Annotated in this window: 22 protein-coding genes; 11 read left to right on the top strand and 11 right to left on the bottom strand. The window is 70.9% G+C overall.

The genetic code is table 11. The features are described from left to right. The first annotated feature begins 135 nt into the window (after positions 1-135). Positions 136-1,485: an MFS family transporter gene (locus DK427_RS00190; RefSeq protein WP_109949496.1), complete on the top strand. Its 1,350-nt coding sequence runs from the start codon at positions 136-138 to the stop codon at positions 1,483-1,485. A gap of 63 nt (positions 1,486-1,548) precedes the next feature. Here DK427_RS00190 and DK427_RS00185 read toward each other — a convergent pair whose 3' ends face one another. Further along, entirely contained in the window at positions 1,549-2,103 is a 555-nt protein-coding gene (locus tag DK427_RS00185) for a superoxide dismutase family protein (protein ID WP_109949495.1), read from the bottom strand. An 84-nt stretch (positions 2,104-2,187) separates the two neighbouring features. Here DK427_RS00185 and DK427_RS00180 point away from each other — a divergent pair, with 84 nt between their 5' ends. The 3 genes from DK427_RS00180 to DK427_RS00170 all read left to right on the top strand — a co-directional run bounded on the left by DK427_RS00180 (position 2,188) and on the right by DK427_RS00170 (position 4,525). After that, positions 2,188-2,940, top strand: a complete 753-nt coding sequence (locus DK427_RS00180; RefSeq protein WP_109949494.1) for a TlyA family RNA methyltransferase — start codon at positions 2,188-2,190, stop codon at positions 2,938-2,940. Then, complete coding sequence (locus DK427_RS00175) at positions 2,937-4,196, top strand: class I SAM-dependent RNA methyltransferase (RefSeq protein WP_109949493.1); 1,260 nt, start codon at positions 2,937-2,939, stop codon at positions 4,194-4,196. Before DK427_RS00180 ends, DK427_RS00175 begins: the two co-directional genes overlap by 4 nt. A 62-nt stretch (positions 4,197-4,258) precedes the next feature. Next, a complete protein-coding gene (locus tag DK427_RS00170) occupies positions 4,259-4,525 on the top strand; it encodes a hypothetical protein (RefSeq protein ID WP_109949492.1) in 267 nt (88 codons plus the stop codon). Positions 4,526-4,566: 41 nt separating this feature from the next. Here DK427_RS00170 and DK427_RS00165 read toward each other — a convergent pair whose 3' ends face one another. The 6 genes from DK427_RS00165 to DK427_RS00140 all read right to left on the bottom strand — a co-directional run bounded on the left by DK427_RS00165 (position 4,567) and on the right by DK427_RS00140 (position 11,898). After that, positions 4,567-7,809 carry an efflux RND transporter permease subunit gene (locus tag DK427_RS00165; protein WP_109949491.1) on the bottom strand — a complete coding sequence of 1,081 codons (3,243 nt, stop codon included), beginning with the start codon at positions 7,807-7,809 and terminating at the stop codon, positions 4,567-4,569. A 254-nt stretch (positions 7,810-8,063) separates the two neighbouring features. Continuing rightward, positions 8,064-8,723, bottom strand: a complete 660-nt coding sequence (locus DK427_RS00160) for a response regulator (protein ID WP_109949490.1) — start codon at positions 8,721-8,723, stop codon at positions 8,064-8,066. A gap of 83 nt (positions 8,724-8,806) precedes the next feature. Continuing rightward, positions 8,807-9,241 carry a tellurite resistance TerB family protein gene (locus tag DK427_RS00155; RefSeq protein ID WP_109949489.1) on the bottom strand — a complete coding sequence of 145 codons (435 nt, stop codon included), beginning with the start codon at positions 9,239-9,241 and terminating at the stop codon, positions 8,807-8,809. Positions 9,242-9,321: 80 nt separating this feature from the next. Next, on the bottom strand, positions 9,322-9,522 hold the full coding sequence (locus DK427_RS00150) for a DUF3606 domain-containing protein (protein WP_109949488.1): 201 nt from the start codon (positions 9,520-9,522) through the stop codon (positions 9,322-9,324). Positions 9,523-9,602: 80 nt separating this feature from the next. Further along, complete coding sequence (locus DK427_RS00145) at positions 9,603-9,824, bottom strand: YbdD/YjiX family protein (protein ID WP_109953896.1); 222 nt, start codon at positions 9,822-9,824, stop codon at positions 9,603-9,605. Positions 9,825-9,828: 4 nt separating this feature from the next. Further along, positions 9,829-11,898 (bottom strand): carbon starvation CstA family protein, encoded by a 2,070-nt coding sequence (locus tag DK427_RS00140; RefSeq protein ID WP_109949487.1) that lies wholly within the window; start codon positions 11,896-11,898, stop codon positions 9,829-9,831. A 237-nt stretch (positions 11,899-12,135) separates the two neighbouring features. Between DK427_RS00140 and DK427_RS00135 the strand changes: the two genes are divergently transcribed. The 4 genes from DK427_RS00135 to hemW all read left to right on the top strand — a co-directional run bounded on the left by DK427_RS00135 (position 12,136) and on the right by hemW (position 15,637). Beyond that, positions 12,136-13,002 carry an NAD(P)-dependent oxidoreductase gene (locus tag DK427_RS00135; RefSeq protein ID WP_109949486.1) on the top strand — a complete coding sequence of 289 codons (867 nt, stop codon included), beginning with the start codon at positions 12,136-12,138 and terminating at the stop codon, positions 13,000-13,002. 84 nt (positions 13,003-13,086) lie between these two features. Beyond that, a complete protein-coding gene (gene rph, locus DK427_RS00130; RefSeq protein ID WP_109949485.1) occupies positions 13,087-13,803 on the top strand; it encodes a ribonuclease PH in 717 nt (238 codons plus the stop codon). After that, the gene (rdgB, locus tag DK427_RS00125; protein WP_109949484.1) at positions 13,800-14,429 is read left to right on the top strand and encodes an RdgB/HAM1 family non-canonical purine NTP pyrophosphatase; all 630 of its coding nucleotides are present in this window, start codon (positions 13,800-13,802) and stop codon (positions 14,427-14,429) included. The genes rph and rdgB overlap by 4 nt, the downstream gene beginning before the upstream one ends. A 35-nt stretch (positions 14,430-14,464) precedes the next feature. Further along, positions 14,465-15,637: a radical SAM family heme chaperone HemW gene (gene hemW / locus DK427_RS00120; RefSeq protein ID WP_109949483.1), complete on the top strand. Its 1,173-nt coding sequence runs from the start codon at positions 14,465-14,467 to the stop codon at positions 15,635-15,637. A gap of 80 nt (positions 15,638-15,717) precedes the next feature. Here hemW and DK427_RS00115 read toward each other — a convergent pair whose 3' ends face one another. Continuing rightward, entirely contained in the window at positions 15,718-16,953 is a 1,236-nt protein-coding gene (locus DK427_RS00115; RefSeq protein WP_109949482.1) for a penicillin-binding protein activator, read from the bottom strand. A gap of 114 nt (positions 16,954-17,067) precedes the next feature. Between DK427_RS00115 and rsmI the strand changes: the two genes are divergently transcribed. Continuing rightward, complete coding sequence (gene rsmI / locus DK427_RS00110; protein WP_109953895.1) at positions 17,068-18,051, top strand: 16S rRNA (cytidine(1402)-2'-O)-methyltransferase; 984 nt, start codon at positions 17,068-17,070, stop codon at positions 18,049-18,051. After that, the gene (locus DK427_RS00105; RefSeq protein ID WP_109949481.1) at positions 18,032-18,421 is read left to right on the top strand and encodes a YraN family protein; all 390 of its coding nucleotides are present in this window, start codon (positions 18,032-18,034) and stop codon (positions 18,419-18,421) included. The genes rsmI and DK427_RS00105 overlap by 20 nt, the downstream gene beginning before the upstream one ends. A 13-nt stretch (positions 18,422-18,434) precedes the next feature. Here DK427_RS00105 and DK427_RS00100 read toward each other — a convergent pair whose 3' ends face one another. The 3 genes from DK427_RS00100 to DK427_RS00090 form a co-directional block, all read right to left on the bottom strand. After that, entirely contained in the window at positions 18,435-18,824 is a 390-nt protein-coding gene (locus DK427_RS00100; RefSeq protein ID WP_109949480.1) for a response regulator, read from the bottom strand. Positions 18,825-19,087: 263 nt separating this feature from the next. Next, positions 19,088-20,188 carry a L,D-transpeptidase gene (locus DK427_RS00095; RefSeq protein ID WP_109953894.1) on the bottom strand — a complete coding sequence of 367 codons (1,101 nt, stop codon included), beginning with the start codon at positions 20,186-20,188 and terminating at the stop codon, positions 19,088-19,090. A 77-nt stretch (positions 20,189-20,265) separates the two neighbouring features. After that, the gene (locus tag DK427_RS00090) at positions 20,266-21,255 is read right to left on the bottom strand and encodes an extensin-like domain-containing protein (RefSeq protein ID WP_109949479.1); all 990 of its coding nucleotides are present in this window, start codon (positions 21,253-21,255) and stop codon (positions 20,266-20,268) included. Positions 21,256-21,434: 179 nt separating this feature from the next. Here DK427_RS00090 and DK427_RS00085 point away from each other — a divergent pair, with 179 nt between their 5' ends. Further along, the gene (locus DK427_RS00085; RefSeq protein WP_109949478.1) at positions 21,435-23,504 is read left to right on the top strand and encodes a M3 family metallopeptidase; all 2,070 of its coding nucleotides are present in this window, start codon (positions 21,435-21,437) and stop codon (positions 23,502-23,504) included. The last annotated feature ends 28 nt before the right edge of the window (positions 23,505-23,532 follow it).

Genomic DNA, 23,532 nt, shown 5'->3' with positions numbered 1-23,532 from the left:
TCCCGCTGAGAATGACACTTCGCGCGCACCACTCACCGCGCGCGCCGCATCGCCCTGGGCCCGCGGTGGCCCGGCATGCTAACTCCCCCCTCCCGCAGGAGGAGGCTGCCTGCGGTCGTGGGCCAGGGTGACGCAATGTCAGACTTGATCGGGATCGCGCCGTCCGCCGCGGACGCCGCCGAAGACCGTCGCCGCCGCATCAAGGCTATCGTCGGCTCGTCCTCTGGTAACCTGATCGAGTGGTACGACTTTTATACCTACGCGTTCTTCGCGCTCTACTTCGCGCCCGCCTTCTTCCCGAAGGGCGATCCCACCAGCCAGTTGCTCCAGACGGCCGGCATCTTCGCGGTGGGCTTCTTCATGCGGCCGATCGGCGGCTGGCTGTTCGGCCGCATCGCCGACCGGGTGGGTCGCAGGACCTCGATGGTCATCTCGGTGCTGATGATGTGCTTCGGCTCGCTGCTGATCGGCATCCTGCCGACCTACGAGACCGTAGGCTCGCTCGCCCCCGTCCTGCTGCTCCTCGCCCGCATGCTCCAGGGCCTCTCGGTCGGTGGCGAGTACGGCACCAGCGCAACCTACATGAGCGAGGTTGCGCTCAAGGGCCATCGCGGCTTCTTCGCGTCGTTCCAGTACGTCACGCTGATCGGCGGCCAGCTTCTGGCCTCGCTCGTCCTCATCATCCTGCAATCGGTGATGTCCGCCGAGCAGATCACGGCCTGGGGCTGGCGCATCCCGTTCTTCATCGGCGCGGCGGCCGCGATCGTCGCGCTCTACCTGCGCCGCTCGCTCGCCGAGACCGGCGGCTCCGACAAGGAGAACGCGGGCACTTTCAGTGAGCTTTTCAAGCACTGGCGCGCCTTCTGCATCGTACTCGGCTATACGGCTGGAAGTTCTCTAGTTTTCTATACCTTAACAACTTACATGCAGAAGTATCTCGTCAACACCGCGCACATGGACAAGGCAGTCGCTTCGCGCACGATGACGGCGGTGCTGCTGGTCTACATGGTGGTGCAGCCTTTCTTCGGCTGGTTGTCCGATCGCATCGGGCGCAAGGCCAGCATGATCACCTATAGCGGCCTCGGCACCGTGATGGTGGTGCCGCTGATGACGGCGATCGGCGCGAACCAGGACCCCTACGTTGCCTTCGGGCTCATCATCCTGGGTCTGCTCGTCGTGAGCTTCTACACGGGCATCTCGGGCATCGTGAAGGCGGAGCTGTTCCCCACCAAGGTGCGGGCGCTGGGCGTCGGCCTCTCCTACGCGCTCGCCAACGCAACCTTCGGCGGCACGGCCGAGTACGTTGCCCTCTGGTTCAAGGACAACGGCATGGAATCGACGTTCTTCTGGTACGTCACCGTGTTGCTGGCCATCGCCTTCGTGGCCTCGGTGATCATGCCGAACCCGAAGGTGCACGGCTATCTCGACGGCGCCGGCACGGTCGAGGAGGCGCTCGGCAAGAAGCGCGCCCTGGCCCACGCCTGAGGCGGATGGCTCGCACGGAACGGCCCCGGGCGTATCCGGGGCCGTTCGCGTTCCTGGGCGCTGCTACTTGATCACCGCGCAGCCGATCCGGGGGCCCGCACCGCCGATCGGCTGACTCGCGTGGTCGTCCTCGTTGGCGTGGATGATCAGCGCCGAGCCGTCGCCGTCCTTCAGGCCGCCCTCGCCCGTGAGCGGCGTCTCGCTCGACACCTCGGCGTTCACCGAGCCGTCCTGCGCGGCGAAGATGTTGGGCAGGTCACCCTCGTCGGGCCCGTCCGGGTTGAGCAGGCCGTGCTTGCTCTGGTCGTGGTTCACATGGGCCTTCGACTTCTCGAACTTCTCGGGGTCCGAGCAGTCGCCGACCGCGTGGAAATGCATGCCGTGCCAGCCGGGCGGCAGGCCGCCGGCCTGGATCGTCACCCGCGCCACCAGGGTGTTGGCCCCGTCGCGCAGCTTCAGGGTGCCGATCGTGTCGCCCTTGTTGTTCTTGATCTGGGTCTCGTAGGTCTGCGGCTCGGCCGGCTTGGTCTGCTCGGCGGGCTTGGCCGGCTCCTGGGCGAGCGCCGCGGCGGGCACGAGGCCCGCGGCGAGCGCGAGCAGGGGCAGGATGCGTGTCATGCGATGGCTCTCCTCTCGGTGCCGGGCTAGTTAGGCCGACTTGGGCGCGCCGACAGGGCGCATAGGTACGCGGACGAGAGGACGATGACGGGCGAGCGCCTCCGGGCGGACCGCTTCCTGGTCGAGCACGGGCATTTCGAGAGCCGAGCGCGGGCGCAGGCGGCGATCGCGGCCGGGCTCGTGCGCGTGGACGGGCGCGTGCTCGCCCGTGCCTCGGAGGCGATCCCGGCCGGGGCCCGGGTCGAGGCCGAGGCGCCCTATCCCTACGTCTCTCGCGGCGCGCTGAAGCTGGAGGCGGCGCTCGACGCGTTCGGGCTCGATCCGGCGGGTCGCACCGCGCTGGACGTCGGCGCCTCGACGGGCGGCTTCACCGACCTGCTGCTGCGCCGGGGCGCGGCCTGCATCCACGCCGTCGATGTCGGGCGCGACCAGCTCCACGCCTCGCTCCGCGCCGACCCGCGCGTGACCTGCCGCGAGGGAACCGACATCCGCGCGCTCGAAGCCCCGCTCGATCCGGTGCCGGACCTCTGCGGGATCGACGTCAGCTTCATCGCGCTCCGCCTCGTCCTGCCCGCGGTGGCCGGCCTCCTCGCGCCGCGGGCGGATCTCGTGGCGCTGATCAAGCCGCAATTCGAGGCCGGGCGCGCCCGGGTCGGCCGCGGCGGCATCGTGCGCGACCCGGCCGTCCACGAGGCGGTCTGTGCCGAGGTGCGGACCGCCCTCGAAGGTCTCGGCTTCGCGATCCTCGGCCTCCTGCCGTCCCCGATCCAGGGCGGCGACGGCAATACCGAATTCCTGGTCGGCGCCCGCCGCGCGACCTCCGAGGACCCGACATGAGCGAGACCGTCACGATCAGCCGTCTGGGCGCGCGGGGTGACGGCATCGCCGAGGACGGCACCCCCGTTGCCGGCGCGCTGCCGGGCGAGCGGGTCGCGATCCGCCGCGAGGGCGGGCGCGGCGTGCTGGAGTCCGTCGAGGCGGCCTCCCCGGACCGGATCGAGCCGTTCTGCCCCTATTTCGGGCGCTGCGGCGGCTGCGCGACGCAGCACCTGGCGCTCGAGCCCTACGCGGCCTGGAAGCGTGGCCTGCTCGCCCAGGCCCTGTCGCAGGCGGGCCTGCCGGTCGAGCCCGGCGCCCTGATCGACGCGCACGGCGAGGGTCGGCGCCGGATCACCCTGCATGTCCGCGAGCGCGAGGGCAGGGCCGAAGCCGGCCTGATGGCGGCGCGCAGCCACGACCTCGTGGCGATCGACCATTGCCCGATCACGGTGCCGGCGCTCCACCCGGCCCCCGCGATCGCCCGCGCGCTGAGCGCGCCGCTCGGCCACGGGCGCAAGCCCCTCGATGTCGCGGTGACGGCGACCGAGGCGGGGCTCGACGTCGACATTCGCGGGCACGGCCCGGTCGCGGCCGGCGTGCGGGCCGCGCTGGTGCGTCTCGCCGAGGAGCTGCGCCTCGCCCGGCTCTCGCTGCACGGCGACGTGGTGGTGGAGCGCGTGCCGCCGACCGTCCCGTCCGGCTCCGGCCTTCTCTACCCGCCGCCCGGCGGCTTCCTGCAGGCGACGGCGGCGGGCGAGGCGGCGCTGACCGCCCTGGTGCTCGACGCCCTGCCGAAGAGGGCGCGGCGCGCCGCCGACCTCTTCGCCGGCTGCGGACCCTTCAGCCTCGCGATGGCGCGGACCGTGGAGGTCCACGCCGTCGAGGGCGAGGCCGCACCGCTCGCCGGTCTCGACCGGGCCTTCCGGTCGCTCAGCGGCCTGCGCCGGCTGACCCACGAGCGCCGGGACCTGTTCCGCCGCCCGCTGCTCGCCCACGACCTCAACGCCTTCGACGCGGTGGTGCTCGATCCGCCCCGGGCCGGCGCCCAGGCGCAGGTGCACCAGCTCGCCGAGTCGCAGGTGCCCCTCGTCGTGGGCGTCGCCTGCGATGCCGGTACCTTCGCGCGCGATGCCGCGACCCTGGTGGCGGGCGGATACAGCCTTGATCGGGTGACGCCGGTCGATCAGTTCCGGTATTCGGGCCACATCGAGATGGTCGGCGTATTTCGCCGTACAGTCGAGCGGCGCAAGCCCGGTCTGCGCCGAGTGCGCTGAGGCGGGCGTTTACTGACTTCCTCGGCGTGGTAGACTTCGCCTGTCCGCGAAGGAGGCTCGCCATGCCGCTCGCCCGCTCGACGCTCCCCGTCGCCCTCGTTCTCGCCGCCGTACCCGTCGCGGCGCACGCCCAGGCTCCCGACCTCACCGGGACCGGCGGCGGGCCAACGACGACGATCACCGCGCCCTACACGAACCGGGAGGGCGTGACGAAGCCGCCCGGCGCCGCGCTCGGGCCTGGCGACGAGCCCTCGGCCGCCGCGCAGCGCCGCGAGCAACGCGCGATCGAGCGCATCGAGGACAGCATCTGCACGGGCTGCGAGGACTGAGCGGACGCCGGTCGAGCCTGGGTCGGTAGGCGTAAACCAGCTTACGCCGGCTCGGCGCCCTCCAGATAATCGCTCGGCGCCTGGACCGGAGCGCTGCGCAGCAGCGTGTAGAGGAAGGGCACGAAGAGCAGCGTCGCGGGGGTGCCGAAGGCGATGCCGCCCATCACCGCGCGGGCCAGCGCCGCGTTCTGCTCACCGCCCTCGCCGGTGCCGAGCGCCATTGGGATCAGGCCGAGGAACATCGCGCCCGCCGTCATCAGCACCGGGCGCAGGCGCGTCTCGCCCGCCAGCAGCGCGGCCTCCAGCGCCGAGCAGCCCGTCGCCTCCCGGTGCTCGCGCGCGAAGGTGACGAGCAGGATCGAGTTCGCGGACGCGATGCCCACCGACATGATCGCCCCGAAGAGCGAGGGAATGGAGAAGCTGGTTCCCGTCACGAACAGGCTGAACACGATGCCGCAGAAGGCGAGCGGCAGCGCGAGCAGCACCACGAAGGGATCGCCCCAGCTCTGATAGTTCACCGCCATCAAGAGGTAGACGGCCACCAGCGCGATCGAGAGGCCGATGCCGAGCCGGAAGAAGGCCGAGTCCATGTTCTCGATCTGGCCGCGGACCGTGATCTTGTCGGGCGCCGGCAGGTTCTTCTGCTCGTCGTCCACGATCTTGCGGATCTCCGCCGCCACCGAGCCGAGGTCCGCGTCCTGCACCGAGGCGTAGACATTGAAGGTCGGCGCGGTGTTGACGTGGTTGATCACCGTCTGGATGCCCTGGCGGCGGAAATCGGCCACGCTGGAGAGGAGCGTGAGGACGCCCGGCCGGTCGCCCTCGGCGCGCACCATCAGGGGCGTGTTGCGCAAGGCCGTCAGCGAGTCGTTGCGGTATTCCGGGGTCTGCACCCAGAGCTGGTAGGGAATGCCGGTCTTCGGGTCCGACCAGAAGTTCGGCGTCACCTGGAAGGAGCCGGCGAGCGAGACGTTGAGCCCCTGCGCGATCTGCTGCTGCGTCAGGCCGAGTTCCGAGGCGAGGCGCCGGTCGACGTCCACGAAGAACTGGGGCGTGCCGACGATCTGGTGCAGGTGAACGTCGACCGCGCCCGGTACCTCCTTGAGGCGGCGCACGATGTTCTGGGCGACCGCCAGATCCTTCTCGGTGTTGCGGCCCGAGACCTGGATGTCGATCTGCGCCAGCGTGCCGAAGTTGAGGATCTGGGTGATGATGTCGGAGGGCTGGGTGTAGACCACGAGGTCAGGGAAGCGCTCCCGCAGCACCTCGCGCAGGCGCTTGGTGTAGAGCGCCGTGGAGCCGTGGCCCTCCTTCAGGCTGATCAGCATCTGGCCGTCGTTGTAGGCCACGAAGGATCCGTCCGAGAACGCGAAATTGTAGTTGTTCGAGGGCAGGCCGATATTGTCGAGCACCTGCTCGATCTCACCCTCGGGGATCACCTCCCGCACCACCCTCTGCACCGCCGCGAAGGTCTCCGTGGCGGTCTCGATCCGCATGCCGGGTCGGGTGCGCAGGTGCAGGGTGATCTGGCTCGACGCGACCTGCGGGAAGTAGTCCCGCCCGACGAAGGTGAAGAGCGCGCCCGTGCCGGCGAAGATCAGGCCGACGATGACGAGCGTGACCGCGCGCCGGGCCAGCACCGCGTGCAGCAGCCCGAGATAGCCGCGGTGGAAGCGACTGAACCGCGCCTCGAAGCCGTGCCGGAAGGCGCCGGCTGCCCGGAAGACCGGCCCGCCGACGAGGGCGAGGGCCCGCCCGATCCGGGTGCGGGGCGGCTGCGTGCCGCCGCCGTGGTGCTGCGCGTATTCCCGCGCCACCAGCACGTCGATCAGCACCGGCACCAGGGTGCGCGACAGGAGGTAGGAGGTCAGCATCGCGAAGACGACCGCGAGCGCCTGGGGCGTGAACAGGTAGCGGGGCGTGTCGGTGAGCGCGAAGACCGAGGTGAAGGCCGCGCAGATCGAGAGCGTCGAGATGAGCGTCGGCTTCGCGATGCTGGCCGCGCCCTCGACCACGGATTTGCGGAAGGGCTCGCCCTCCTCGAACAGCCGGTAGGTGTTCTCAACCGCGACCGTCGCGTCGTCTACTAGGATGCCGATGGCGAGCGCGAGGCCGCCCAGCGTCATCACGTTGATGGTCTGGCCGAGCGCGGCCAGCACCGCGAGCGAGGTGAGAATCGAGAGCGGGATGGAGATCAGCACCACCAGCGTCGAGCGCCAGGAGCCGAGGAAGAGCAGGATGGTCAGCCCGGTGAGCCCCGCCGCGATCATCGCCTCGTGCAGCACCCCCTCGATCGCCGCGGTGACGAAGACGGACTGGTCGAAGAGCGGCTTGATCTGCAGCCCGTCGGGCGCCGCCGCGCGGATCTCGGGCAGCGCCTTCTTGACGTTGTTGACGACGTCGAGCGTCGAGGCGGTGCCGTTCTTGAACACCCGCATCAGCACCGACTGGATGCCGTCCGCCCGCACCACGTTGACCTGCGGCGGACCGCCGTCGCGGACCTGGGCCACGTCCCGCACCAGCACCGGCTGGCCCGCCACCGTCTTGATCGGCAGGGTGTTCAGCGCCTCGATCGCCTCCGGCGTGGCGTTGAGCTGGACCGGGTATTGCTGCTCGCCGATCTTGGCGAGCCCCGAGGGGACGGTGAGGTTCTGGGCGGTGACCGCGTTGGTGACGTCGAGCGCCGTCAGCCCCAGCGCCTGGAGCGCGTGCAGGTCGAGATCGACCATGATCTGGCGCGGCGTGCCGCCGAAGGGCGAGGGCAGAGTCGAGCCCGGCACCTGCACCAGACGCTGTCGGATGCGGTACTGGGCGTAGTCGTTGACCTTGGTCAGGCTCTCCTTGGAGGAGGTGAGCGCGAGCTGGATCACCGGCACCGAGGATGCGGAGAAGCGCAGCACGATCGGCGGCTGGATGCCGGGTGGCATCGCGGCGCGAATCGAGTTCATCGCCGAGACGGTCTGGGAAATTGCCAGATCGATGCTGACCGCGTCGTCGAAATAGATTTTCTGGATCGCCGTGCCCTGAAGGGTGGTCGATTCCATCCGCTTGATGTTGTTGACGTTGTTGGAGAGCGAGAACTCCGCGTAGGTGGTGACGCGCCGCTCCATCTCGGGCGTGGACAGGCCCGTATAGGTCCAGACCACGACGACCACCGGGATGTCGACGACGGGCAGCACGTCCTTGGGTGTGGTCACGACGGCCGCCGCGCCGCCCAGCATCATCAGCACGGCGAGCACGTAGACGGTGATGCGGAACTTCAGCGCGTACTGAACGAGGCCCATATCTCTAACGGGTTCGCCACTGGGTCCCGGGCGGCGTCCGGCCCGGTCTTGCTACCAGCGATACGATTGTTTCCGCAGGATGTCCGCCCGAACCGCCCATCCGATCGTATGGCGTCGTGTCGCGGATGGGTGACGGCGCGACGATCGCGAGCGCCCCGTTCGCGCGAGCTTCGTGCGTCCGATCGGTTCGCGCTGCCTGCGGACTCGGAGCGGCATCGGCCATCCCGTCCGTCCGCAAGCCCGTCGCTCGCAAGTCAGCCGGCGACCGCCTCCGTGACCCATTCGAGCAGGCGCAGCGATGACGAGGTGATTCCGTTGCCGCCTTCCGCCGTCACGGTCTGCTCGAACTCGGCCTCCGACTTCCCGCTCGAGAAAACATAGAACGGCAGCGATAGGCCCGTCTTTCTGATCGATCTCAGCAGAACGATTCCAGCAATCTTGTTGTTGGATCCGTTTTCCTTTCTCACCATATCGGAGACGATCGCCGCAAAGTTCTGGTCATAGGCCAGGAGCTTCACCGCTTCTTCGGTCGATTTCACGAGCACGACGTCGATGCTGTTCGAATTGAGCTGCGAAATCTCCATCGCGATGTTCGCTGGCACGTCGTCGACCCAGAGAATGCGGCGAGGGCGTCGCTTCACGGCCGAAGCGGCCACCGGCGGCGGCGATGGCTTCACGCCCCGGTCGTCCTGGATCCGCGAGCGGATCACCTCGCTCTGCAGATCTTCCACGCTTCGCTGAAGCTTCTGGGTCGCCTCTTGGACCGTCAGTTCCATGCCCGCGACCTTCACGGAGAAAGCCCGCGAAGCGATGAGCGCGAGGAGACTTGGAAACAGCCTCCACAAGAACGCGGTCGCGACGATCAGCACACCGAGCTTCGTCAAAGCTTCGATGATCTTGGCGACACCGTCCATCGAACACGCGCTCGGTCAGTGCCGTCTGCCGCCGGCCTCGGTCAACCTGCAGGCGTTCGATGATGGCGGAAACGGACAGATTTTCAACCTAGAAGAGCGTCCTTGTCGACGTCGAGGCTCGCGGCGATCTCGGCGAGTGCCCGATGCTCGGCCTCCTTGACGCCGCCCGCATCGGCCACGTCCGCCGCGATCAGGAAGATGTCCTGGCGCTGCTCGACCGGGCGATCGGCCACCGCCTGGACGAGGCGCAGGTTCTCGACGCGGCCGGCGCGCGTCTTGGCGCGAGCGATGCCCTCGTACAACTCCTGCTCGATGCGCAGGGTGTCGTAGGACTTCTCAAGGATCGGGTTGGCGCGCATGCCGGCAATGGCCGACTCGACCTCCTCCTCGGCTATGTCGCCGTCGGCCACGATCACGTTGGCCGCGGCCGACACCGCCGCCTCGAGGAATACCGCGTCGCCCGCATACGAGATGATCGTGCGGCCGAAGCGAAGGATTGCGTCCTGAAGGATGCTCATGCGGTTCTCCCGCGGCGGAGGGACCGCAATTGTCCCGGCCGAGTCAAGACCCGCTGGCCGGGACGAACCTCAGCACGACCTCACGTGATGGTCTCGTGCCCCGGCCAGTCGCGCCCGAGATGGGCGGCGACCTGGGCGGGGTCGTCGCCCACCGCGGCCACTGCCGCGACCACCTGCTCGACCGGCACCATGAAGCGACGCGCCCAGTAGGCCCGCTCCCAGGGCTCGGCCGTGTTCACAGCCCGCGGCTCCGGCGCCTCGTCGGCATGCTCCGCCACCATCGCGTTCCTCGTCCGACCGCGGGCACGAAAACGCCCGCGCGTGGGAACGCGCGGGCGCCGGGTTTCTTTCCGCAGGGGCGTCAGCAGCAGCGGAAGCCGTTGGTGTTGCCGACGCCGAAGCGGGCGTTCTCGCGGTTGCGGAAGAACTCCACCTCGCTCATCGGCCGCTGGTCCGGGTGGGTGCGGCGGATGTGCTCGGCATAGGCCGCATAATCCCCCTGGCCCACCATCAGCCGGGCGCCGTCGCAGACGCACTTCTGCAGCGTCTTCCAGCGCTCCATCAGGCTCTGCGACGATCCCATGGCCTCACTCCGCCGGAACCGCGCGCCCGCCCGCGGGCGCATCGCTCTCGCGCGCCGTCCAGCCGACCGCGCGCAGTGCCCGGATGCACGACAGGATGCCGAAGATGCCGATCGCCAGGACGAGGCCGATGAACACGACGGCGAGCGCCGCGTCGATCCGGTCGTTGAAGATGATCTGTGCCATCTGGTCGGCGTTCTTGGCCGGCGGCAGCACCTTGCCCTCGGCGGCGGCCGCCGCGTAGCGGTCGGCGTGCGCCAGGAAGCCGATGCGCGGGTCGGCCGAGAAGATCTTCTGCCAGCCGGCCGTGAGGGTGCAGATGCAGAGCCACAGGGTCGGGATGATGGTGACGAAGGCGTAGCGCTCGCGCTTCATCTTGAAGATCACCACCGTGCAGAGCGTCAGCGCCACAGCGGCCAGCATCTGGTTCGAGATGCCGAAGAGCGGCCACAGGGTGTTGATGCCTCCCAGCGGGTCGGTCACGCCCTGGTACAGGAAGTAGCCCCAGGCCCCCACCGCGATGGCGGTCGCCACGATGCTGGGTACCCACGACGTCGTGTCCTTGAAGGCGGGGACGGCCAGCCCGATCAGGTCCTGCACCATGAACCGGCAGGCGCGCGTGCCCGCATCGACCGCCGTGAGGATGAACAAGGCCTCGAACAGGATCGCGAAGTGGTACCAGAAGGCCATCATGGCCTTGCCGCCCACCGCCGAGGAGATGATGTGCGCCATGCCGACCGCCAGCGTCGGGGCGCCGCCCGCGCGGGAGATGATGGTGTGCTCGCCGACATCCTGAGCGGTCTGGGTGATGGCCTCAGGGCTGATCGGGAAGCCAAGCTTGGTCACCGCGGCGGCCGCGCTCTCCGGCGTGGTGCCGACGATCGCGGCGGGCGTGTTCATGGTGAAGTACACGCCCGGGTCGATCACGCAGGCTGAGATCAGCGCCATGATGGCCACGAAGGATTCCATCAGCATGCCACCGTAGCCGATGAAGCGGGCGTCCTGCTCGTTGGCGATCAGCTTCGGGGTGGTGCCCGAGGAGATCAGCGAGTGGAAGCCCGAGACCGAGCCGCACGCGATGGTGATGAACAGGAACGGGAAGAGCTGGCCCGACCAGACGGGGCCGGTGCCGTCCACGAACTTGGTCATCGCCGGCATCTGCATGTGCGGGGCGACGACGGCGATGCCGAGCGCCAGACCCACGATCGTGCCGATCTTGAGGAAGGTCGAGAGGTAGTCGCGCGGGGCGAGCAGCAGCCAGACCGGCAGGATCGAGGCGACGAAGCCGTAGCCGATCAACAGCCAGCAGAGCTGGGTGCCCGTGAAGGTGAAGGCCGGGCCCCAGACCGGGCTCGCGGCGACGTTCTGGCCGTAGATGATCGCGGCCATCAGGAGCACGAACCCGATGATCGAGACCTCGCCGATCTTACCCGGGCGGATGTAGCGGGTGTAGACGCCCATCAGCATCGCGATCGGGATGGTCATCATCACCGTGAAGGTGCCCCAGGGGCTCTCGGCCAGCGCCTTCACGACGATCAGCGCCAGCACGGCGAGCAGGATCACCATGATCAGGAAGGTGCCCACCAGCGCGATGATGCCGGGGACGGTGCCGAGCTCCGAGCGGATCAGCTCGCCGAGCGAGCGGCCGTCCCGGCGCATCGAGACAAACAGCACCATGAAGTCCTGCACGGCGCCGGCCAGCACCACGCCCGCCAGGATCCAGAGCATGCCGGGCAGGTAGCCCATCTGCGCGGCCAGCACCGGTCCGACCAGCGGTCCCGCGCCCGCGATCGCCGCGAAGTGGTGGCCGAACAGCACGGTCTTGTTGGTGGGGACGTAGTCGAGGCCGTCGTTGTGGCGCACCGCCGGGGTCTCGCGCGCCGGATCGAGGCGCATCACCTTCTCGGCGATGAAGAGCGAGTAGTAGCGGTAGGCGATGAGGTAGACGCAGACCGCCGCCACCACGAGCCAGAGGGCGTTGACGGCCTCGCCGCGCTCGATCGCGACGATGGAGAGTGCGGCGGCGCCGAGCGCCCCCACCAGGGCCCACGGCCCGTGCTTGCTGATCGCGCCCATCGGCGTCCCACTCCACGAACCGGCTCTTCCGCGGCCGGCAATCCGGGCCCCTTCTGGCGCAGAATCGTGGGCGGGAGAACAGGGAAGGGTTAATTTTCGGGAACATTCCCGGCACCGCCTCAAGCGGTGCGGCGGCCGGTGCGACAACCCGAACCACCACGCGGCCGTGCGGTTTGACCGGCCGCCCGGCCAAATCTAGACCGCTCGCGGCGGTTGCAATTTGCGGGAGACGACACGATGGCGAAGGTAGCCTTTCTGGGCCTAGGCGTGATGGGAGGTCCGATGGCCGGCCACCTCGCGGCCAAGGGCCACGACGTCACGGTCTACAACCGCACGCCCGCCAAGGCCGAGGCCTGGGTCGCCAAGCACGGCGGCGCGCACGCGGCGACGCCCCGGGAGGCGGCCCGCGGCGCCGAGATCGTCTTCGCTTGCGTCGGCAACGACGACGACCTGCGCAGCGTCGTGCTGGGCCCGGACGGGGCGCTCGCCGGGATGGAGCGCGGCGCGACCTTCGTGGACCACACCACTGCCTCGGCCGAGGTGGCGCGCGAACTCGCCGCGGCCGCGGCGGAGGCCGGGATCGGCTTCGTCGACGCGCCCGTCTCGGGCGGTCAGGCGGGCGCCGAGAACGGCGTGCTCACCGTGATGTGCGGGGGCGAGCCCGAGACCTACGCCCGGGTCGAGCCGGCCATCATGAGCTTTGCCCGCGCCTCCCGCCTGATGGGCCCGGCGGGCGCCGGCCAGCTCACCAAGATGGTGAACCAGATCTGCATCGCGGGCCTCGTCCAGGGCCTGTCGGAGGGCGTGCACTTCGCCAAGCGCGCCGGTCTCGACGTCGAGGCTGTGCTGGAGGTGATCTCCAAGGGCGCGGCCGGCTCCTGGCAGATGGAGAACCGCGGCAAGACCATGAATGCGGGCACGTTCGACTTCGGCTTCGCGGTCGACTGGATGCGCAAGGATCTCGGCATCCTGCTCGACGAAGCCCGCCGCAACGGCGCCAAGCTCCCCGTCAGCGCCCTGGTAGACCAGTTCTACGCCGAGGTGCAGACCATGGGCGGCGGGCGCTGGGACACGTCGAGCCTCGTGGCGCGGCTGGAGCGCTGAGGCGAGGTCAGCGGGCGGACGGGTTGCCGCCCGCGCCCGCGGCCCGTAAGAGCCCGGCCTCGATCACCGACAGAGGAGCGGGTCATGCGGCCCTCGAAGCGCGCGCCGGACGAGCTGCGCAAGGTCACGCTCGAGCGCGCCGTTGCGCGCTACGCCGAAGGCTCCTGCCTGGTCAGCTTCGGCGAGACCAAGGTGCTGTGCACGGCCTCCCTCGAGGAGCGCGGACCGCCCTGGCTGCGCGGCTCCGGCAAGGGCTGGGTCACGGCCGAGTATTCCATGCTGCCGCGGGCGACCCACACCCGGACGCGCCGCGAGATCTCCTCGGGCAAGCCCTCCGGCCGCACGCACGAGATCCAGCGCCTGATCGGCCGGTCCTTGCGCGCCGTGACCAACCTGCCGGCGATCGGCGAGCGCCAGATCACGGTCGATTGCGACGTGATCCAGGCCGATGGCGGCACCCGCACGGCGGCGATCACCGGCGCCTGGGTGGCTTTGCATGAGTGCTTCACCTGGATGCGCGGACGCTCGATCATCTCGGTCGATCCGCTGCGCGACCATGTCGCGGCGGTCTCCTGCGGCATCTCGAAGGGTACCCCGGTGCTCGACCTCGACTACGCCGAGGATTCGGCCGCCGAGACCGACGCCAACTTCGTGATCACGGGCTCGGGCGGCCTCGTCGAGGTGCAGGGCACCGCCGAGGGCGCGCCCTTCTCGGAGGCCGAGCTGCTCGACATGCTGCGCCTGGCGAAGGCTGGCGTGGCCGACCTCGTTGCCCTCCAGAAGCAGGCGATCGCGTCGTGAGCCGCATCCTCGCGGGCCAGGTCGTCATCGCGACCCATAACGCCGGCAAGCTCGTGGAGATGCGCGAGCTGCTGGCCCCGTTCGGCGTCGCGGCGGTCTCGGCCGGCGAACTCGGCCTCCCGGAGCCCGACGAGACCGGCACGATGTTCGCCGAGAACGCGGCCATCAAGGCGCACGCCGCCGCGCAGGCGTCGGGGCTTCCGGCCTTCGCGGACGATTCCGGGCTCTGCGTGGACGCGCTCGACGGCGCGCCCGGCATCTTCTCGGCCCGCTGGGCGGGTGCCGCGAAGGACTTCTCCGGCGCCATGGCGCGCATCCTCGCCGAGCTCGACCGACGAGGCGCCACCGACCGGCGCGCGCACTTCGTCTCCGCCCTGGTGCTCGCCTGGCCGGACGGCCATACAGAGCTGTTCGAGGGCCGCGTCTTCGGCGATCTGGTCGAGCCCCGTGGCACCGCCGGCTTCGGCTACGACCCGATGTTCCGGCCCGACGGGTTCGAGCGGACCTTCGGCGAGATCTCGTCGGAGGAGAAGCACGGGGTCGACTGGCAGAGCGGCAACGCGCTCTCCCACCGCGCCCGCGCCTTCGTGGCGCTCGCCGCCGCCTGCCTGCGGCGGCCGGGCTGATTGCGTGTGCCGGGGCAGCCGCTCATAGGGATGCGATGAGCGGCTATCCCGATCACCCAACCCGCGACGCGGGCTTCGGGGTCTACCTGCACTGGCCCTTCTGCGCCGCCAAATGCCCGTACTGCGACTTCAACAGCCACGTGCGCCACGCGCCTGTGGACGAGGGGCGCTTCCTCGCGGCCTTCCAGGCCGAGATCGCCCACACGGCGGCGCGCACGCCGGGGCGGCGGGTCTCCAGCATCTTCCTCGGCGGCGGCACGCCCTCGCTGATGCGGCCGGAGACCGTGGCGGGGCTGATCGCGGCGGTCGATGCGGCCTGGGGCATCCTGCCCGAGGCCGAGATCACCCTGGAGGCCAACCCGACCAGCGTCGAGGCCGGACGCTTCCGGGGCTACCGCGCGGCCGGCGTCAACCGCGTCTCGCTCGGCGTGCAGGCGCTGGACGACGCTTCCCTGAAAGCGCTCGGCCGGCTCCACAGCGCGGCGGAGGCCTTCGCGGCCGTGGAGATCGCGCAGGCCACCTTCGCCCGCACCTCGTTCGACCTGATCTACGCCCGGCCGGGCCAGACGCCTGAGGCGTGGCGCCTGGAGCTCGCCGAGGCGATCCGGCGCGCGGCCGAGCACCTCTCGCTCTACCAGCTGACCATCGAGCCCGGCACGCCCTTCTACGGGCTCGCGGCGGCCGGCCGGCTCGTGCCGCCCGACGAGGAGAGCGCCCGCATCCTCTACGACGTGACCCAGGAGGTCTGCGCCGCCGCGGGCCTTCCGGCCTACGAGATCTCGAACCACGCTCGGCCCGGCGCGGAATCGCGGCACAACCTGCTCTACTGGCGCTACGGCGAGTACGCCGGCATCGGCCCGGGCGCGCACGGCCGCCTCGTCACTGATGCGGGTCGGATCGGCACCGTCACTGAGCGGGCGCCGGAAGCGTGGCTGGCCAGGGTCGAGGCCGAGGGCCACGGCATCGCCGAGACCGAGGCAATCGCGGGCCCCGACCAGGCCGACGAGTTCCTGATGATGGGCCTGCGCCTCGCCGAGGGCATCGACCCGGCCCGCTACGCGGCTCTCAGGGGGGGGCGGCTCGATGCCGTCCGCCTCGACGCGCTCGTGGCGGACGGCCTGATCGCCCGGCTCGGCACCGGCCGCATCGCCGCGACCGCCCGCGGGGCGCCGGTGCTCAATGCCCTGGTGGCCGAACTAGCGGCCTGACCTTGGGCCGGTCCGGTGCCGGCGTTCAGGCGTTTTAGAAGGGGCGGCGAATAGCCTGAAACCGCACCGCTGGCTTCTGCCTATGTCCCCGGCTTGCCGAGCGCGCGCGGGGCCGGGCTCACCACCGTGACGGCGTTGTTGCGGATCTCGTAGACCGCGAGCGACCGCTCGCTCAGGCCGTCGGGCAGGAGCCGGAAGGTGCCGTCCGTGCCGGCGAAGCCCGCGCCCGTCGTCAGCGTCTCCTCGGCGAAGCGCTGGCTGCCGTAGCGCCGGGTCAGCGCCGCGGCGAGCGAGACCGCGTCGTAGGCGAGCGAGGCGACCCGCGGCGGGTTCGTGCCGAAGCGCGCCTGGTAGCGCCCGGCGAAGCCCGTGAAGCCCGCCGTGTCGGGCGCAGCGAAGCGCCCGCCCTGGAGGGCCGGCAGCGCGAAGAGGCGTGGCTCGTTCCACACCGCCGTGCCGACCGGGCGCACCCGGCCCGGGGCGTAGCCGGCCTTGGCGAGCGCGGCGGCGAGCGCCGGCATGCCGTCCGCGGTCTCGGGCAGGAACAGCGCGTCCGCCTGCGGCGCGGGGCCGCCGATGACGCGCGCGAGGCGCTCGACCGCCGGTCCCGGCGCGCCGGCCGGATACCGCTCGATTGCCACGACCCGCGCGCCCTTGCGCGCCACCGCCTCGCGGAACTGGGCCTCGACGGCGTTGCCGTAGGCGGTCTCCGGGATCAGAGCCGCGAAGGAGCGCTTGCCGTCCGCCACGGAGGCGTCGACGATCCGGTCGACCTCCGGCTGGGGCAGGAAGCTCAGGAGGTAGACGCCCTTCGCCGCCACCGCCGCGTCGGTCGAGAAAGCGATGACGGGCTTGCCCGCATTGCGCGCCGGCAGGGCGGCAGCCTGCACGTTGGCCGCGAAGACCGGCCCGAGCACGAGGTCGGCGCCCTCGGCCAAAGCCGCCTGCACCGCTTCGCGGGCGCCATCTGGGATCGCGCGGTCGTCCTTCACCAGGATCTGGAGGTCGGGCTGCTGGAACTCCTCGTATGCGAGTTCCGCGGCGTTGCGCATGGCCGCGCCGAGGGCCGAACCCTGGCCGGTCAGCGGCAGGACCAGCGCGACCTTCACGGAGCCGGAGCCGATGCGCCCCGCGCCACCTGCCGGCACGCCCGGCGTGGCCGGCAGCGCCTCGGCCTGGGGCTGCGGCGCCTCGCGCACGCTCCGGGGCCCGTCCGGACCGCCGATGCAGGCGGCGAGCGGCAGCCCCAGGGCGCCGAGCAGGGCGAGCCGGCCGAGAAGCCCCGGACCGGTTCCCGGCAGCTTTGGGCGCGCCATCGCGGATCTCCTCGGCGATCAGGTCACGATCACGCTAAAGTCTGCCGGTGAAAAGTAAACGCGCCGGCCGGAAAGGCGCCGCGTTCTCCCCGCGTCCGTGGCATTGTGGCCGCAATGAGCCAGCGCCCCGATCCCGCCCGCCGCCCGCCCGGCGCCCCGCCGCGCCGCGAGGGACCGACGACCTTCACGGCCTTCGGGCTCGCCAGCGAGGCAGAGCCCCTGGCGCCCGGCCTCCACGTGGTCGCGACCCCTATTGGCAACCTGCGCGACATTACGATTCGGGCGCTGGCGACTCTGGCTGCCGCCGACGCGGTGCTCGCCGAGGACACCCGCGTCACCCGCACGCTGCTCGCCCATTACGGGATCACCACGCCGCTGCTCGCCTATCATGAGCACTCGACGGATGCGGTGCGCGCGCGGATGATCGAGCGCCTGCAGGAAGGGCAGGCCCTGGCGTTGGTCTCGGACGCGGGCACGCCCCTCGTCTCCGATCCCGGCTTCAAGCTGGTCCAGGCCGCGATCGAGGCGGGCATCCCGGTGACGCCGGTTCCGGGCGCCTCCGCCGTGATGACGGCCCTCGTCGCTGCCGGCTTGCCGACCGACCGCTTCTTCTTCGAGGGTTTCCTGCCGCAGAAGGCGGGGGCTCGACGCAACCGCCTGGACGCGCTGACGGGCCTTCCGGGCACGCTCGTGCTGTTCGAATCCCCGCACCGCCTGCCCGAGATGCTCGCCGACGCCGCCGAGGTGCTGGGACCTGAGCGGCCCGCGGCGGTGACCCGCGAGTTGACGAAGCTTTACGAGACCGTGCGGCGCGGGACGCTGGGCAGTCTCGCGGCCCTCTTCGCAGAGGAGGGCGCACCGCGGGGCGAGATCGTGGTGCTGATCGGCACCGGCCCTGAGGCTGCCCCGGAGGCGGACGCCGACGCGGCGCTTGACGCGGCGCTCCGCACCGCGCTCGCCCGCCACTCGATCAAGGACGCGGCGAGCCTCGTCTCCGACGAGACCGGGCTGAAGCGGCGCCTCGTCTACGCGCGCGCCCTCGCGCTCAGCCGGCAGGAGACGGAGGAGGGCCAGGGGGATGGACCGGACGACGCCTGACCGGACCGCACGCCGCCGGGCCTATGCGAGCGGGCGCCGGGCGGAGTGGCTCGCGCTCGCCTGGCTGATGCTGAAGGGCTACCGTCCGCTGGACCTCAGGGTCGCGCTCGCGGGCGGGGAGATCGACCTCGTGGTGCGGCGGGGCAGCAACCTGGTCTTCGTCGAGGTGAAGGCTCGGGCGGAACTTCACGCTGCCCGGGAGGCGATCGACGCGCGCAAGCGCCGGCTGTTCTCGCGGGCTGTGCGGGCCTGGCTCGCGCGGCACCCCGCTTGCGCCGGTCTCACGCTGCGGGCCGACGCGGTCTTCATCGGGCGGCGCGCTTGGCCGGAGCACAGGCCGGACGCCTTCCCGATCGAGGGGATGGGGTGAGGGGCCCCTGGGCTCAGCCCCGCGCGGTGCGGATCGCCGAGATCAGCGTGCGCTTGAGGTCGGCTTGGCTGAAGGGCTTCTGCACCACCGGGCGGTCGCGGAACGGCTCGCGGATGCCGGCGCCGCCGTAGCCCGTGGAGAAGATCAGCGGCAGGGCGCGCCGGGCGATGGTCTCGGCGACCGGGTAGATCGGCTCGCCCGCGACGTTCACGTCGAGGATCGCCACGTCGAAGCTCTCGCCCTCCGCCATCTCGAGCGCGGTCGCGAGGCGGGCGGCGGGCCCGACGACGTCGCAGCCGAAATCGAGCAGCATGTCTTCGAGCAGCATCGAGATCGCCGCCTCATCCTCCACCACGAGGACGCGTGCGCCCTGGAGAATGTCCTCGTTCGGTTCCGCAGTCACGCCGAGATGTCTTTCCTTCGCTCTCGCCCCGCGATCCGGAGCTCTATCGTGCGGTTGATGCCGGATCCGCGGATGGAGCGGCTCGACCCCCGAAACGCGACCCCGCGGCGCCGAACAGGGCCCGCGGGACAGCCTGAGCCGTCGCCCGGAACGTCAGGCATGTCAAGCGTCCGAGAGGCCTCGGACCCCGTGGCGAAGGTCCAATGTTACGCCCTGATACATTTTGTCCGAGGGCGCGGCACTGAGGCCGCAACCGGGCGGCCTCAGCCGTCCTTGAAGCTCACGCGGGCGCCCTTGGCGACGTGCAGACCGAGGTCGCGCGCGTCCCAGTTGGTGAGGCGGATGCAGCCGTGGGACTCTGTTTTACCGACGTTCTCGGGCTCCGGCGTGCCGTGGATGCCGTAGGACTCGATGGCCAGATCGATCCAGACCGCGCCGACCGGGTTGTTCGGCCCGGCCTTGACGGTAAACTTTCGGCGCGCCTTCACGCCCTTGAAAGCGTATTTCGGGTTGTAGGTGTAGGTCGGGTCGAAGGCGACGCGGGTCACCTTGGTCTCGCCGCTCGGGGCTGGCTTCTCGGCACTGCCGATCGAGGCCGGGTAGTAGGCGACGAGCTTGCCGTCCTTGTCGAGCGCCCGCACGTCGCGGCTGGTCTTGTCGACCTCGATGCGCTCGACCTTCGGCTCCTGCGGCAGCTCCTTCGAGTTCGGTCGCCCGCTCTCCAGCGGCGTCACCGCCGCGACGAGCAGCACCGTCCCGGGCTTGTCGAAGGGCTTGCCGGGGTTCAGCGCGCTGAGCAGGTCACGGCTCATGTGGAAGCGCTCGGCCAGCATCTCGCGGGCGTTGGTGTAGCCCAGGCTGTCGAGGTCGGCCTGCTTCTCCAGTTCGCGCGGCACGCGCTCCACGAAGGGCGTCTTCGCGTCGTCCTCGCTCACCGTGTACTCCGTGACGACGGGCTTCGAATCCGTCCGGAGCTTGTCCAGGAGCGCCGGCGTCGGCGCCTTCGTGGCCGGCAACCCTTGCGCCGCCGCGTAGGCGGCGATCGCGCCTTGCAGGTTGTCGCCGTCGCGGCCATCGATCGCGCCGGGCGAGAACCGGGCTCGGTCGAGGAGCACCTGCACCTTCACGAGCAGCGGGTCGGGCCGCTCGGTCCTGCGCGCCGCCTTCCGATCGGCCCCCTTGCTCCCGGCCTTCGCTTCCTTGCCCGTCTCGGCCTCCGCCGGCAGCGCCGCGTTGTTGATCGCCTCGGCGGTCAGGGGCGGTGGCTCGGGCGTCTTGGGTTGGGTCTTCCGGGCCTCGGCCGTGCCCGAGAGCGCCGCCAGCGCGAGGGCGGCAAGGCCGGCCCGCATCGAGAACCCCTGCATCATCCGCGTCCGAGACTCCGGGAGCTTGGCGCTCCGCCGCGATAAAGTCGCTGGCGAAGCGGAGCGTTCCGTCCATCCTACTGACAGAGGCGGTGGCCGGCGCTGCGCTCGCGCTCGTCGAGGTGGAGATGGTTGGCGTGGGCGGCGTTCGAGCCCGGCCCCAGCACCGTGCGAAAGAAGGCGCAGGCCCGCCCGCGGACGGCATCGAGGAAGCGGCCCTCGTCGGAGCCTGCGGCCTTGGAGGCGACCGTGACACTGGCCCGGCCCTCGACGCCGAAGCTCATCACGTCGATGCCGTTGGCGAAGGCGTGCTCGCTGAGCTTGGCCTCGACGGCGTGGTTCTGGCCCCGGCACTCGTAGGAGGTACCGATGGCGATCGAGCGCAGCGGCTGCTTCAACTCGCGCTCGGCCGCCACCTGCGCCTCGGTCGCCCAGCGCGCCAGCGCCTCCGCCGCCGTGCAGGTCAACGTCGCCGCTTGCGGCAGCGCGATCCCGTCGAGCGCCGTCAGCTTCAGGGGCAGCGGCGCGCCGCACTGGCCGTTCGCGATCGCGGGCAGCGGCTCGAAGCGCGCCCCGAGGCGGGTCAGGCGCGTGCGGCAGGCGGTGTCGTCGGGGGCGGCGACTTTGAGCGCCAGAGCCGCCTCGCCGGAGAGCTCGGGCGGGCGTGCCGGGGGGAGGGGGGCAGCCTGCGCCGCCTCGGATCGCCCGGCCTCGGGAGTCTCGGGTATCACTTCGGACTTGGCGTCGGACTTGGCGTCCGCTTTGGCATCGGCCTTGAGCTCGGCCGGTCGCTCGGGCGGCGTCGGCGCCGCCTGGATCATTGCCCCGGGCGGAGGCGGGGACGTCAGCTCCTGCGGACGCTCGGGCGGGACCGGCGGCGGCAGCGGCACGCTGGCGGCCGGTGCATCCTGCGGCGCGGCGCGGCCGGGCAGGGGGGCGGCGAGGAACAGGGCGAGCGCGAGGGCGCCGAAGGTTCCGGTGCGTGCCGCAAGGCGGAGAACCGCGCTCGGGGAACCGGATGCGATTGCGCAGGCTGGCGGAATGCCCGGTTGCCGGCTCAGGTTCATGATGTCCTCTCCCGAGCGCGTGCCGGCACGCTGCCCTCTTCCGGAACGATCGGGCGCGGCACCCGCCGCGGCAAGGGCGGCGCTGCAACGCTCGGGCGCGATCGTGCTAGGCTCCATCCACCTTTGCGGCGGCCGGACCCGGCCCCATCTGCCAGCCAGACCGAACGACGAGGACCGGAATGACGTCATCCAGCGCAGGGCTCCCCACGCTCGACTCCGAGAACCCCTTCTCGGCGGCGCGCTGGGACACGCCCCACGAGCTGCCGCCCTTCGAGCGGATCCGGCCCGAGCACTACCTGCCGGCCTTCGAGGCCGCGATCGCCGCCCACGAGGCCGAGATCGCTGCGATCGCGACGAATCCCGCGGCCCCGGACTTTGACAACACCGTCGCGGCGATGGAGCGGGCCGGGCTCGCGCTCGATCGGGTGGCGGGCGTGTTCTACAACCTCACCGGCAGCCACACGAACCCGGATCTCCAGGCGATCGAGCGCACGATCGGCCCGAAGCTCGCCCGGCACGGCAGCGCCATCTACCTGAACCCGGACCTCTGGGCCCGCATCGCGGGGGTCTCCGCGGACGGGCTCGGCGACGAGGAGCGGCGCGTTCTGGAGCGCTACCGCACCCGCTTCCGCCGGGCCGGGGCCGACCTCGCGCCGGAGGCCAAGGCGCGCATGGCCGAGATCGCCGCGAGGATGTCCGAACTCGGCACGCGCTTCAGTCAGAACCTGCTCGCCGACGAGAGCCGCTTCGTGCTGCCGCTGGACGGCGAGGACGACCTCGCCGGCCTGCCGCCCTTCCTGCGGGCGGCCGCCGCCAGCGCCGCGGAGGAGCGGGGCGGGGAGCACACCCACGTCGTCACCCTGTCGCGCTCGCTGATCGAGCCGTTCCTCGTCTTCTCGACCCGGCGCGACCTGCGCGAGCGGGCCCACGAGGCCTGGACCCGCCGGGGCGAGTCCGGCGGGGAGACCGACAACCGGGCGATCATCCGCGAGATCGTGCAGCTCCGGGCCGAGCGGGCGCGCCTCCTCGGCTACGCGAGCTTCGCCCATTACAAGCTCGACGACACGATGGCGGCGAGCCCGGAGGCCGCGACCGCGCTCCTCACCGAGGTCTGGGCACCGGCGCAGAAGCGGGCGGGCGCCGAGCGAGACCGGCTCCAGGCCATCATCGCGGAGGAAGGCGGCAACTTCGCGCTCCAGGCGCACGACTGGCGCCACTACGCCGAGAAGCTGCGGCGGGCCGAGCACGACCTCGACGAGGGTGAGGTGAAGGCCTACCTGCCGCTCGACGGCATGATCCAGGCCGCCTTCGACACGGCCTCGCGGCTGTTCGGGCTCGCCTTCGAGGAGCTGGCCGACGTGCCGCGCTACCACCCGGACGTGCGCGTCTGGCGGGTGATCAACCGGGACGGCTCCGAGGTCGGGCTGTTCCTGGGTGATTACTTTGCCCGCGCCACGAAGCGCTCGGGCGCCTGGATGAGCGCCTTCCGCTCGCAGGAGCGGCTCAACGGCACGGTCACGCCGATCATCGTCAACGTGATGAACTTCGCCAAGGCCCCGCCCGGCGAGGCGGCGCTCCTCTCCTTCGACGACGCCCGCACCCTGTTCCACGAGTTCGGCCACGCCCTGCACGGACTCCTCTCGGACGTGACCTACCCGCTGCTCGCCGGCACCGCCGTCTCGGGCGACTTCGTGGAACTGCCCTCGCAGCTCTACGAGCACTGGCTGGAACAGCCCGGGGTGCTGCGGACGCATGCCCGCCACCACCGCACCGGCGAGCCGATGCCGGAGGCGCTGCTGCAGAAGCTTCTAGCCGCGCGCACCTTCAACCAGGGCTTCGCCACCGTGGAGTATACGGCTTCGGCGATCGTCGACATGACGCTGCACCTCTCGAACGCGGGCGAGGATGGCCTCGACGTGCTCGACTTCGAGGCGGAGGCCCTGAAGCGCATCGCCATGCCGGCCGAGATCGGGATGCGCCACCGCAGCCCGCACTTCGCGCACATCTTCTCGGGCGACGGGTACGCGGCCGGCTACTACAGCTATCTCTGGTCGGAGGTGCTGGACGCCGACGCCTTCGACGCCTTCCGAGAGGCCGGCGACATCTTCCACCCGGAGACCGCCCAGCGCCTGCGCCGGTACGTCTACGGCGCCGGGAACCTGCGCGATCCGCGCGAGGCCTACACGCTGTTCCGTGGCCGCCTGCCGAGCACCGGCCCGCTCCTGAAGAAGCGAGGGCTGGCGGCCTGATCCGGGCCGTATGGTAACGGTTCGGTAA

Source organism: Methylobacterium radiodurans (assembly GCF_003173735.1).
Classification (GTDB): domain Bacteria; phylum Pseudomonadota; class Alphaproteobacteria; order Rhizobiales; family Beijerinckiaceae; genus Methylobacterium; species Methylobacterium radiodurans.
The sequence above is the reverse complement of the archived record's forward strand: the minus strand, read 5'-3'. Positions and strand labels throughout refer to the sequence as shown.